The sequence below is a fragment of the Saccharolobus solfataricus genome, from assembly GCF_900079115.1.
In the GTDB taxonomy this organism is placed as follows: Archaea; Thermoproteota; Thermoprotei_A; order Sulfolobales; family Sulfolobaceae; genus Saccharolobus; species Saccharolobus solfataricus.
Window position 1 is genome coordinate 1,457,132 of the sequence record NZ_LT549890.1, and the last position, 12,131, is coordinate 1,469,262.

The 12,131-nt window shown below is 35.9% G+C and carries 12 protein-coding genes and 3 pseudogenes; 9 read left to right on the top strand and 6 right to left on the bottom strand.

Translation table 11 applies throughout. From position 1 onward, the window contains the following. From cmr1 to cmr4, 3 genes are read right to left on the bottom strand one after another with little or no spacing between them, the layout of a single operon-like run. Nucleotides 1-1,413 carry a type III-B CRISPR module RAMP protein Cmr1 gene (gene cmr1, locus SSOP1_RS07895; RefSeq protein WP_009990109.1) on the bottom strand — a complete coding sequence of 471 codons (1,413 nt, stop codon included), beginning with the start codon at nucleotides 1,411-1,413 and terminating at the stop codon, nucleotides 1-3. Next, a complete protein-coding gene (locus SSOP1_RS07900; RefSeq protein ID WP_009990107.1) occupies nucleotides 1,406-1,879 on the bottom strand; it encodes a CRISPR-associated protein Cmr5 in 474 nt (157 codons plus the stop codon). The genes cmr1 and SSOP1_RS07900 overlap by 8 nt, the downstream gene beginning before the upstream one ends. A gap of 2 nt (nucleotides 1,880-1,881) precedes the next feature. Beyond that, nucleotides 1,882-2,691 carry a type III-B CRISPR module RAMP protein Cmr4 gene (gene cmr4 / locus SSOP1_RS07905; RefSeq protein ID WP_009990106.1) on the bottom strand — a complete coding sequence of 270 codons (810 nt, stop codon included), beginning with the start codon at nucleotides 2,689-2,691 and terminating at the stop codon, nucleotides 1,882-1,884. A 604-nt stretch (nucleotides 2,692-3,295) separates the two neighbouring features. On the opposite strand from cmr4, the pseudogene SSOP1_RS17025 reads away from it, so the two are divergent. Next, nucleotides 3,296-3,455, top strand: a pseudogene (locus SSOP1_RS17025) (IS630 family transposase); the annotation flags it as partial. A gap of 94 nt (nucleotides 3,456-3,549) precedes the next feature. Here SSOP1_RS17025 and SSOP1_RS07910 read toward each other — a convergent pair. Then, nucleotides 3,550-4,020, bottom strand: a complete 471-nt coding sequence (locus tag SSOP1_RS07910) for a PaREP1 family protein (protein ID WP_009990105.1) — start codon at nucleotides 4,018-4,020, stop codon at nucleotides 3,550-3,552. Nucleotides 4,021-4,455: 435 nt separating this feature from the next. On the opposite strand from SSOP1_RS07910, the gene SSOP1_RS07915 reads away from it, so the two are divergent. Together SSOP1_RS07915 and SSOP1_RS17835 are read left to right on the top strand one after the other, a co-directional pair. After that, nucleotides 4,456-5,520, top strand: a complete 1,065-nt coding sequence (locus SSOP1_RS07915; RefSeq protein WP_010923443.1) for a transposase — start codon at nucleotides 4,456-4,458, stop codon at nucleotides 5,518-5,520. 62 nt (nucleotides 5,521-5,582) lie between these two features. Continuing rightward, nucleotides 5,583-5,717, top strand: coding sequence for a hypothetical protein (locus SSOP1_RS17835; protein WP_269454386.1), 135 nt, complete (start codon nucleotides 5,583-5,585; stop codon nucleotides 5,715-5,717). 6 nt (nucleotides 5,718-5,723) lie between these two features. On the opposite strand, the pseudogene SSOP1_RS16380 reads toward SSOP1_RS17835, so the two are convergent. Then, nucleotides 5,724-6,705: pseudogene (locus SSOP1_RS16380) on the bottom strand (IS630-like element ISC1048 family transposase). Nucleotides 6,706-6,942: 237 nt separating this feature from the next. After that, the gene (locus SSOP1_RS07935; protein ID WP_231918249.1) at nucleotides 6,943-7,743 is read right to left on the bottom strand and encodes a purine-nucleoside phosphorylase; all 801 of its coding nucleotides are present in this window, start codon (nucleotides 7,741-7,743) and stop codon (nucleotides 6,943-6,945) included. Between the two features lie 549 nt (nucleotides 7,744-8,292). On the opposite strand from SSOP1_RS07935, the gene SSOP1_RS17640 reads away from it, so the two are divergent. The 6 genes and pseudogenes from SSOP1_RS17640 to SSOP1_RS07965 all read left to right on the top strand — a co-directional run bounded on the left by SSOP1_RS17640 (nucleotide 8,293) and on the right by SSOP1_RS07965 (nucleotide 11,923). Then, on the top strand, nucleotides 8,293-8,442 hold the full coding sequence (locus tag SSOP1_RS17640; protein ID WP_231918251.1) for a HEPN domain-containing protein: 150 nt from the start codon (nucleotides 8,293-8,295) through the stop codon (nucleotides 8,440-8,442). Continuing rightward, a complete protein-coding gene (locus SSOP1_RS07940) occupies nucleotides 8,396-8,740 on the top strand; it encodes a HEPN domain-containing protein (RefSeq protein ID WP_231918255.1) in 345 nt (114 codons plus the stop codon). The genes SSOP1_RS17640 and SSOP1_RS07940 overlap by 47 nt, the downstream gene beginning before the upstream one ends. Continuing rightward, a pseudogene (locus SSOP1_RS17645) lies at nucleotides 8,740-9,683 on the top strand (zinc ribbon domain-containing protein); the annotation flags it as partial. The gene SSOP1_RS07940 and the pseudogene SSOP1_RS17645, both read left to right, overlap by 1 nt. 78 nt (nucleotides 9,684-9,761) lie before the next feature. Continuing rightward, entirely contained in the window at nucleotides 9,762-10,094 is a 333-nt protein-coding gene (locus tag SSOP1_RS07955; RefSeq protein ID WP_010923448.1) for a hypothetical protein, read from the top strand. Beyond that, a complete protein-coding gene (locus SSOP1_RS07960; protein ID WP_009988972.1) occupies nucleotides 10,072-10,443 on the top strand; it encodes a clan AA aspartic protease in 372 nt (123 codons plus the stop codon). The genes SSOP1_RS07955 and SSOP1_RS07960 overlap by 23 nt, the downstream gene beginning before the upstream one ends. A gap of 256 nt (nucleotides 10,444-10,699) precedes the next feature. Further along, nucleotides 10,700-11,923 (top strand): FAD-dependent oxidoreductase, encoded by a 1,224-nt coding sequence (locus SSOP1_RS07965; RefSeq protein WP_009988974.1) that lies wholly within the window; start codon nucleotides 10,700-10,702, stop codon nucleotides 11,921-11,923. Nucleotides 11,924-12,131: the final 208 nt, after the last annotated feature.

A 12,131-nucleotide genomic window follows, 5' to 3' on the forward strand; every position in this document is an offset into this window, starting at 1 on the left:
TTATCGACACTCTTTCATTATATTATCCTTTAATGCAGTAGTATAAACTTGAATCAATTTGCTCACATTATCTGGGAAGGATAGATCCTTGTTATTTATAGCAAGCTCTTTTTCTTTGTCGAAGAGATAACTATCAGCTTTATTCATGCTAATTATTTCCTTTAACGGTACTATGTGAATTGTTCTACCATCATGTATGCCTATGTGTACTAAGTTATCGAGGGCTTCTTCGTTATCCTTAAGAGACAAGAACGGCAATATGGAAATGGTGTAACTGTTATTACTTGTTCTTATCGGTGAAATGATAAACATTGATTCTCTTTTAACGTCAGTAAGTTTAGAGCCTTCCAGTTTATAATATCCAGAAGGAGAGCGTAAATAATGCACTTGTTTATTTGCCCTTTTATCATATCTTTCAATAATTTTGATGTTACCGCTTTTCTTTAAATTTTCGAAGAGATCTTCAATTTCCTTTCTAACGTTATTCTCTCCCACCTTTTCCTTTATTTCGACATCGCGTATATCTGTTAGCGTAGTGGATACCGTTATACTTGCGTTCCTCGGCAATCCGTAAATCCATGTGTGTATGTGAGGTGCAGGATCTCTGATATTAGATTTAAAGGAACTCTTTAGGACAGATTTATGTATGACGTTAAGTACATCGATGATATCGTTTTTATTACAAGCCTCTATAATTTGAATTCTGTCTGGGCCGTTGCTTTCAGTTAAAGGAGCCAGAGGAACGTGAGATTCCTCCCAACCATTTATCCTATTACAACCTTTTTCTATTTCGCGGAACTTCTCATAAAACTTATTGAATGCATCTATTATTTTACCTTCTATAACTGAACTACATATATCCTTAGCTACAGTATCATTACATTCAGCCGGAATAAATCTACCGAAACCCCTATTGGGGCTAAATCCTATACCCAAAAAGGCTATGGTGATTAAAACTCCTCCGACTACTATTTCGTCATATTTAGGATCGTCATTACTTCTGAAGATTTCTAGCGTGAAATTCATATCTCTTGGAATTAAATTTTCCTGCTCTTTGCCTCTAATTATAACGTTTACTCTGTTTAACTTTTCATATTTCTTGTTAGGTATTGATCTAGAGTCACTTACTTTGAAAATATAGAGCGATTTTCGATTTCCAGAGCCTAAATATTCAAAAACGTAACTATCGGCTTCATCATAACTATTCAAATTCTTGACGCAAAACCTATTGTATACAGTTCTCAAGAACCACCTGAGCTTACCTACAATTCCGTCCTCATCTACGTGATCTGACGTATAACCCCTATGATCCCTTCCCCACCAAGGGGTTACTCCAACGAAATTAATTCTAGCAACTCTTTTACTCCTAATTAACTCTTCTACTTCTTGTTTTAACTCATCTAGATTAACCATATGGTAACGCCTCCAATACCTTTTTTATCTCATTTAAGTATGGAAGAATTAGCCTTTCTTCTTTAGACCCAACGCTAGAGGCTACGTCTAGTAATGAATAATATATATCCTTAGGGTCATCTCCTATCCTTATCCGTTTACCTATATTATTTAATACCAAGAGTATAATTGCTACGTAGCCAGCATAACCCGAACCTTCTCTTTTATCCAACTCCTTGCAAATTGAGGCAGGATTTCCTTTACCGCCTGATAGATAATTGTAAATGTCCTTAAAACGATTGTAATCCTCTATTTTTGAAATGTAGAATGTAAATGCAGGAGAAAACCCTATACCTAACATTAGTGATGGAAAATCTGCGGATCTCCTAAGCAATCCGGGTTTAGAAGGCCCGGATTGTATTTTACATTGGGCTGAAACTATTCTCTTACCTATCTCTGTAGCGAATTTAACGTATTCTGATTCCAAACCTAACTCACCCTTTTTAATTTAATCTTAGTTAATCCCTTACCTATGCTCTCCTTACCACCTATAAATACTGAAACATTATCAATCAATTTTAAGAATTCATTGTCTATATTAACATTATTTCTATTTAATTCCTCACAATAACTATTACTTATTTCTCTTTCGAATATCCCGCTAAGCAATATCGTACCTTGAGGTATATATTCCTCAGACCATATGTTTTTCGAAGTCTTCGTATTATCATCTAATTCAGTTCTAGTAACTCTTGTTAAAGCGGATTCGACGGCCGATAATCCTATACTATTATCTAAAACGTAGACTCTATTTTTATCTTTGATTAAATTACCTAAAGATCTCACCTCATCACTTAACTGAAGAGATAATTCAGTACTGATTTTGCCCAGAAATATCCTTACCTCGCTCTTCTCCTTACTTTCTTTGTATAAACTGCCTATACCCAGTCTACTCATCAAATCTTCGATATGATTTATTAAATATCTGGTGGTAATATAAATGTATCCTTCATCAATACTTGAAACGGGATAAAATACTGGAATGAGGTCAGTGAGTACGTATTTACTCGTTAAAATATTTTCCTCCTCTGGCTTTCCGCCGAAAACGCATTTTGCTAAACTTTCATTTTTCGCTATTAAGAACGACTTTAATGAGCCTTTAAGACTTGAGCCGTAAACTATGGGATAACCGATAGAGTCTCTTACAAGGGGCGAATCAACTACCCCAGTAGAGGATTTCCCTGCACCTACGTGTATGGGTGTTATTGCATACGCCAATACTAGATATTTAGGAACCACATTTTATCTAATCTGAAGATAGCTTATAAATATATAGTTTCAATAGCTGATTGTACTTTCATGTAGTGTGAAGGACAAGAATATCTCTAAAGCCTCAACTCTCACCAATAGTTTAGGAAACCTCGCCCTTTACGGTACTCCTAAAATCATCTTACAAAAATAATTCTGATTGAGCAATATAGAATTTGTTGAACACAACCAAGTTTATAACAATATTAAGAATTCAACAAATTGAAAAAAGGTTTAAAGCGAGGGAATCGGTATTACCATAAGGGCTCACGATATGCCAATTCCCTCATTAAACATTCAACAAATAGGGTATAAATTACTTTCCATGATTATAGCCTTTTTCCTAATAGATGCGAAGTAGAAATTAATATTTCTCAATACAAAATATAGAAGAACACTCGAATAAGTCTGAATAGTTAATGAACTAAACTTGATAGAACTTGAGAATAAATAATAAAGGAGAATCGATAAAAACTTTTTCATACTAACCTCTTCCTCCAGTTTCTCGAGCACGTCGCGAAACTTATCAACCCAATAGCTCGTATAATCATGCGTCAAAAGTGAATAATAGAACTCCTTCTCCATTGAATCAAGGAGAATAGCTAGGAAAAGATTGAAAATCCCCTACATATAACAAGAAGAGGCCCTTTAACGCAGATAACATCTTGAGGGATAGACTAAAGGGTGTTATTAAGAAGGGTGTTAAGGTGTTTTTCACGGATGAGTCCGGTATTCATCACAATCCTTCTAGGAGGCCCCGTATATCACCCCTCTCCCCTTAATTATTAATAGTCTGAAGACTAAGTTTTTAGCCAGATTGCTAACACTTTGAATAGACTACGAGGTAAACTATTTCCCTATTATATTTATTACATTATCCAACATTTCCTTAACTTTTCTTAAATGTTCACTAATGTCTGCAGTTGAAAGCTTAGCCTCATGAAATCCCCATACGTGAAGAATATAGGCAGAATTCCAACCGTTTAAAACCCAATCTCCTAAATCTTTAGCTAGTCTATTAACTGCTGAAGCTAACCAATAAGTATACCACCTTCCCTCTTTCAATGCTTGTTGATATTCTGGAATATTGAACTTCTCTGCTAGTGCTTTAACGATCTCTTCAGCAGTTTTATAAGCCTTTTCCGAGGCTTGTACCGCATCACCTTTCTTCAAATAGTCTTCTGTTTCTGTAATGTATTTCTTTGCTAGCTCTATTCTTAAGTTAATTGCCTCCTTAGGATCTTTCCTTGAAATAGCGTCAATTATTAAGTCGTTAATATCAATGTCGTACTCTTTAGCCTTTTTAATTAGTTCCTCCATGCTTAGAGTATTATATCATGCAGTTTTAAGTGTTATTATAGTATACTTCAATTCTCTTTAACCAACACGGTATAGTTAGGACTTTAAAGAAAAGTTAATTAATCTGATAGATCGTGATCTTGTTATAGTCAATTTCTTAGTAAGTGTGAAGAGTAATAGCTTTTGTCTATACAAAATATAGCCAGTTAAACTCCTTAACTTACTCATTCCCAACATTCCCCCATTTAATAGCCCTTTTTACTCCTTTGCAATTATTATGAAAATTATTATGAAAAAGATTATAAAAAATTTGTAGAAATTCAAAGACAATTTATAGTTTATGTGAATATTCTAATTACTGTGGTTGACGTTATGCTCGTATAGCATTTATCGGAAAATCCTGGCAGTTCAAGAGGCCCATAAAAACTTTTTAAAATTAGAGCCTTTAATTTTAGTATGACCAAAGAATTGACGAGGGAGGAGTACTATAAGGCATTGGAAAAGGCAGTTAACGAGGTCATACTATCCATGACTGGAACGAGGAAGGATGTTGCCAAGAGGCTCGTCCTGGGGGCGGTTGTGGGAAGAAATGCTACCGAGATAGCTCAGGAGGCCGAGATGGACTACGAGACCGTACTGAATAACTTGGACAAAGCAGCTCAAGCCAAACTAATCGAGGTCGTGAAGAAGTTAGTCGGGGATCATCCTGTCCTTCTCATAGTGGACGACACCCACGACCACAAGCTCTACGCTAGGGCCATGCCGGTCTCCAGAAACGGGGCGCAGATCTTCTACTGTAGGGCGCACAAGAGGTTCGAGTCCGCGATCCAACTCCTTGTGATTGGCGTCAAGGATCTGGTGAACAACCAGATCTACGTGATCCACATAATTGCCTACATACCCCGAAAGGTGGAGGAGGAGCTCAAGCGTAGGGGTGAGGAGGTGAAGTTCAAGACCAAGATAGATGCCCTCTTGGAGTTTCTGTCCTCCCTCTCAGGTTTGAATGTGAAATCCAAGGTCTTCGACTCGTGGTACGTGAACTCGAGGACTCTCCAAGGGAATACTGTGGGGGAACTCAAGGCCAACGCGCGGGTCGTCGAGGGTGGCAGATCCGTGCCCGTTGGCGAGTTCCCCCAAGGGGAGTACTTAGTAGAATACTTGGGTACTCCCATAAAGTTACTTGTTATAGATGATTATAAGGGTTACGGGAGGAGGTATTTCTTCTCCACCGACCTTAACGACACGGCTGAAGATATTATAACAACTTGGGAGAACCGTTGGGACATCGAGGTCTTGATTAGAGAGCTCAAGGCCTTGGGACTCGAGGGTGGGTCCTTCCTTACCTGGGTTAGGAACTCAGGTTTCGTGGCCTTGAAGGCTCTCTCCCTCCTCGTTGTCCAATACTTCAAGTACTCCACGGGTCTGAGGCTCGGGGCCAAAAGGTTGGCCAGGCTGATAAAAAGTATTTATCACGAGGTGGGTGGAATCAAAAAACTGTTCAAGAGGAGGAGAAAACCGTAAAGTGCTACTCGTAGCCTACAAGTTTTCAAAAACTTTTTATGTAAACCCTCTACGGATTAATTATGAGTGTATTTAGAAATTGCGAATTCTCATTTCTCTCCATCTCATTTATAATTTCATTTTCATTACAATTAATGGGTGCTTATTTAATTTTATGGTTTTATAGTATAGGATTGACTTTCACTAGTATTTCCTGAAAGTTCTTAGACTTCAATTTTATCTAATCCTAGGTATGTTATTGCATTAAGATTAAATCTATACTTATTTTCTTCAAAGAACTGTTTAATACAGTTTTTAACGTCTTCTATCGTATAGAATATTTTATTGCTCATGTAGTTCTTGAGGGACTTGAAGACCGCCTCAGCCATATTAAGCTCAGGCGAGTAAGGAGGAGTAAACACGGGATGAATACCCTTCCTGCGACAAACCTCAAGCGTACCCTTAGTCTTGTGAGGAGAGTAATTATCCATGACCATGTAAACCCTAACCCACACGCCTCTTAAAGTACCTCAAGAAATACTTAACGGATTCAGAGTTAGGCCTTTTAGCAAGAGAAACCACTACTTCGCCGGTCCAAGCGTTTATAGCTAGAATAACATAGATTGAGGAAAAACCTATATTGACGCGCATTACGGGCTTACTGCCAACCTTAGCTAGAACCTTCTTAATTGACGTGCTAATTACTGTCCTACACTCGTCTAGAAAGAACAGTGCCTTTCTTTCCAATTTCTTTATTTTTTTTTTAAAATCTTCCCACTTGTCCTTTTCTGCTTGGATGTTGGTAGGTCTGGGTTTTACTAGGTTGTATCCTAGTTCGTGGACTAGTTCGTATAGTCTGGATTTCTTGTATTCTATTCCTTATTCTTGTAGTGCTATCTTGAGTGTTTTCATTGTCCAATATTCTTGTTGTATTCCGTATTTTTGGGGCTTATCTTCCAGAATTTGTTTTATCTTTTCCTCTTCTACTTTTCTGGGTCTTCCTGATCTGGGCTTGTCCTTTAGTCCATCAAGACCTTCTTTCTTGTACTTGCCAATCCACAATTTTATCGTGGAATAGCCCTTGTTAAGCATTTTCGAAACTTCTTTCTCCGATTTACCATCAACTACGTGCAGCTTCACCGCAAGAATCCTCTCCTTAATTCTCGCGTTCTTCTCTTCCTTATAAGCTTGAACCAAATCTTGCATAGTTCAATCTGGTAATACTAATCTATAAACTTTTCGGAAACACTACCGTATACTGCTCTCCAAATCTCTCTGCTAATATTTTCCCTTAACTTTATTTATCTCTTTTTCTATCGCATAAATTCTCTTTCTTCTCCTTAGGTTTATAACGAAAAGCATATAACGCCTCGATAATAATTAAGACGGCGTAAAATTAAATTTTAACTAGATGGGTCCTTTCACACTCTTAACCTCATCAAGTTAAATCAGTTTTAAGAATCTTAAGGTAATTCTGAAAACAGCATTAACTGCAATTTCCCTTCTTGCCTTAATCAATTCCTCTTGCTTATGCAGTTCTATTAAAGGCATATCTGAAATTCGTAATACTGCAACAGCTCTTTTACCGTAAAATCTAGACATCTTATAAAAAGCACTGACTTCCATATCTATCGTAGAAACGCCGATATTTAATAAGTAGTTTAGGAACTCAGTAGTTTCGGAATAAGGGAAAAGTAGTGTTGCATGTAAGGTTGAGTGGGTTTTAACTCCAGTTTCCTCAGCGTACTCATAAACTTCGTTCAGCAACTTTTCATCAGCTTGTGGAATTGCTATGGTAGGATCAGCGTAAAAATCACTTACGTTTTCGAATGGGATGGCGTATTTTGGTATATTTAGATCTCCTATTAATATTTCATTAGATAACGATCCTGCAGTACCAATAAATAATATATCTTTAATGCGCGAAACTGTAGCTAAAATCCTTATCCTCTCAGTGAAATCTATCAGACCTCTGCCTATGAACGCAATAAATCCTCTATTACCGTCTTTTTCAAGCAATAAATTTCCTCCGAATTGTCTAAGTATTTGGTCTTCCACTTTTAACCTATTTACTTTAATTCCTAAGTTAGTTAAAGTATCTTCAAAGTTTTTAGGAAATTGAGTATTAAATGGCATAGGTGTTACAACTACCCTTTCCGGGATTTCGTCTTCTTCTATCCCAAGTTCTTCCTTTGTAATTCTTTTTCTTACCTCTTGATTTCTAATGAAATCACCATATACCATGGAACCATTTTCTAAAAATGGCACATATAAATATTTTCTTTCAATATACTTTGTTTAATCCTTCAATTTTCTTAGATAGACATTAAACTAGTTAAATTTTCTTAAATTTAAAATTAACAGTAAACATTTGACTTTTCATTATAAATTCATTATATTTCAAAAATTATGACGAATTCAATTAAATGAAGATGGTTCATAAAGGGAATACATGCTTAATCGTGTTAACACTTTTTATTCACAAATTACAACTATCAGTGTATTCCTGAATCCCCTTGCTAACGGATAAATCTTGTGGTGAATCGAAACTAGATTTATACCATTTATGATTTATACTGAATTAACAAAATTGTTACCTATATGCTGATACGATTCATTAAAGATATCTAATTTGGACATGTTTATATTCGATATTTATTAAAGAAGGATAGATTTTCACGTAACTACTTATAAAGAATTATAGAGTATAGGAATTCTTCGCCAAATGCTACATATGAAGCTTCCCTCAATTTTTTATAAAAAACTATTTTCCCTCTATTTCCAACTATACTTGTGAGTGGAAATAGGGTTAGATTACTTAAAAAGAGAGCGTTACGCTTTTTAGATGAAGCAAAAAGAGATCTTAACGAAGGGTATTATGATATAGGTGCCTTTCATGTGGAGCAAGCATTACAATTATATGTTAAAGCTTGTGATCTTTGAACTTTTCGGAAAGGAGTATGAAGGACATGGAATAAGAGAATTGATAAGCTATTTATCAAAGCTACTTAAGGAAAGCGAATATGAAGATTTAGCCAAAAAGATTAACGAATTAATTGGAGAATATAGGCAACAGTTGATAGCTATTGAGGATGCTTATATAGATTCTGGGTATGAGAATATCGAATATGAAAGTGAGGATTTAAAACACTTAATTGAAGTCACAGAAATTATAGTAAAATTCTTGGAGAAGGTGATAAAGATTGTCAAGCTGGGTTTAAGTTCAGATTTTCGCATTTAAGGGGTAGATTCTCTAGAGTGTATAAACCCACAGTGTGGTTAACACCAAAGCTAAGTTACTCAATAAACTTTGAAAGAATGACTGTTAGGATTGCAAATGTTGGTGAACTACCAATCCTAGGTTATCCAAGTAACCTCTCCTTCTACAAGGACTGGAAGATGAAGGAGGCTAGACTTGTAATTAAAGATGGTAAAGCATTCCTTAAGGTTGTTTTCGAGAAGAAGCCGGTAAGGGTTGAAGCTAAGGGTAGTGTTGTTGTTGATATTAATATTGGCGAGATAGTTGTAGGGAAAGATGATACTCATTACGTTAGGATACCAACCCGCTTATCTGAGGTTCATCACTTGAAGTCTTTAGCTGAGGGTTTGCAGAGAAAGTATCCAAGAAGGTGGAGGGAGAATAAACACATTAGAGCAAGGATTTCTCATTTTCACGCTAAGGTTAAGCGTATTATGGAGGATTTTGCCAAGAAGGTTGGCAAGTGGGTTGTTGAGATTGCTGAGGATTTTAATGCTAATGTTACCAAACTGGAAAGGTTGACTAACTTGATTAAGCGTTAGTGCTTTCAGAAAGTTTATAGCTTTAGACAAAGGATATACCACTAGATCATAGTCTAAGAACTTTTCCAAAATACTAGTGTGAAAGATCTGCCTTCAGAGTTTAGGGATAAGTTATATTTGATGCAGTATCGTAGGGTTCGGTATTGGGTTGAGTGGCAAGCTAAGAAACACGACTTGTTGGTTCAATACGTTAATCCAGGTTATTCTTCCGTCTCATGTCCTAAGTGTGGGAAAAGGATGGTTGAGGTTTCTCATCGTTGGTTTAAATGCGGTTGTGGTTATGAGAATGATCGTGACGTTATTGCAATTACGAATTTGAATGGGAGGGGGTCTCTGATCCTCTCGACTGCCCTCAAATGAGAGATGTAAGAGCGAATCGATGAGGGAAACATCCGCCATTTATGGTGAAGGAAGTCAGATTGGACTTTAAATATTTTAACTAGTTTAACTAGTTAAACTATATGAAAGTACTTATAAAAGATGTTGATGAAAAGCTTTACAGAATGTTAAAGGCTAAAGCGTTAATTGAAGGTATTTCCGTAAGTGAGGCAATAAATGAGGCAATAAAACTTTGGTTAATAAATAAAGATTTAGATAGAATTATGGTAATAAAGAGTAAGGACTTTTGGGACGCTGTAAATGAGGGAAAGTATGCGTTATTCTGTGATAATAATTTCATAGGCAGTTTTGAAAACGAGGATGAAATGATAAAAGAGGCTAGGAAATACAAGAAGTGTTACGCTTTAAGCGAAAAGTGGTTAGTTGGAGAGGGTGAACTCACTGGAGTGTTTTGATATAAATGAAAAGCCTTTACTTCACGTAAAAGTATCTGACTTCAAGAATGAAAATTCTGTTGAGATAGATGCACTAATTGACACTGGATTTTCTGGTTGGTTACTCCTCAACTACGAAATTTATACGAAACTTAACTCTCTGGAGATTCCTATTACTAGGAAATATAGAAGCATTTTAGGTAATATTGAAGTTTTCATGTCCAAAGCAAGTATTACCATTAATCGTTTAAATATAGATGCATTTATTGAGTCCTCTCCTTATATAGAAATGAATCTACTAGGGAGAGAAATATTGAAGAAACTAAATATATGTTTCTATAGAATGAATAAAGTATGCATTCTGCTCTGACGTCTTCCCGTCCTGTACGGTACTCCCAAAATCATTTTACAAAAATAATTCTGATTGAGCAATGTTAAATTTATTGAACATAATCAAGTTTATCCTAATATCGTGAATTCAATAAATTGGAAAAAGAGGTAATAATAACGATAAAGAAACAGAAGAATGATTCAATCATAATATTGAATATACAAGCGAAAGTAGAGGAAGAAGAGAGCGAAGATATCGTATAGCATTTATATTCGAGAAATTGAAGAATAATATTATGAAAGTTGTAATAATTGGTGCAGGTCCAGCAGGAGTTTACTCAGCATTAACCTTATCCAAACACGCAAAAGTTACACTTATAGAAAGGGAAGAAAAACTAGGGGGTACTTGCGTACTTTACGGATGTATACCCACAAAATCCATACTAAGCCAGCTTATCATATCTAGGCAAGCATCCAATATGAGTTTAAATACGCTCAGAGAATACGCATTGACTTCAATAAATACTATAAGTAAGAGTTTAGAACACTTGCTAAATAGTCATGGGATAGAGGTTATTCATGCTAATGGCTTTCTAAGATCGTCTATGGTTCACGCTTCAAATACTTCACTTGCGGCTGATAAGGTTTTAGTTTCAACCGGAACCAGAAGAGAAAGATTAGGAAAGGTAAAATTCACAGAGGATTTAGCCTATACTAATGAGGATTATAATAAGGTGGTTATAGTAGGAGGAGATGCAGGTGGGATAGAATTAGGTTGGATGATGAAGAAACTGGGTAAGGAGGTACATCTTATAGACAAGAACGATTTACTTTTACAAAACATTGATAGGACCCTCTCTGAGATAGTTACAAATTTTCTAAGTCAGATAGGGATTAAATTATACTTAGGTAAAAAGGTCTCTAAAATTGACGAAACGTCTGTTACTCTTGAAGATAATCAAAAGATCTCTGGCGATGCTGTATTCGTAACCTTCGGTCGTAAACCAAATATTGAAGGATTCGAGGAAATTCCCCACGAGAAGTACATATACGTTGACGAATATTTGAGAACTCAAATTCCTAACATCTATGCAGCAGGGGATATAATAGGTACGTTTACTGCACATGAAGCCATATATGCTGGTATTATAGCTGCGAAGAACATGTTAGGCGAAAAAAGGGAGTTCATCGTAGAAGGAATACCGAAGGTTATATACATTTACCCACAAATAGCCTATGTAGGTACTACTAATGGTAATTGTGTTACTTTTAACACGTTAAATTTAACTAGAACAATAGTAGAAAGGGAAAGTGAAGGATTCTTAAAGATATGCGAGAGAGATAACAGAGTAATTGGGGCGGTAGCGTTCATGCCCTATGCAGAAGACGTAATTTCTCTTATTTCGGTATTAATACGATACCAAATAAGTTTGAAGGATACGATAGATCTTGTTATGCCTCATCCTTCTTATCTGGAAGCAATTACTGAGGCTTTAAATATGTTACAAAGTAAAGGGTAAAGAAATGTTCATTGCTGAGTGGAACTCATAGTTTCATTATTAACCTATTTTTGTATTACGAGTATTAGGACGTAATCAAGTATTCCATTGCCCTAGTCTTGCGGAACAAATCGCTAATCCTTGAGTTTATTGGTCAATAATTACACTATAATATGTTGTACGTCATTTAGAGATTGAAAGCAGATCCATATAAGTTTTTTATATGAAT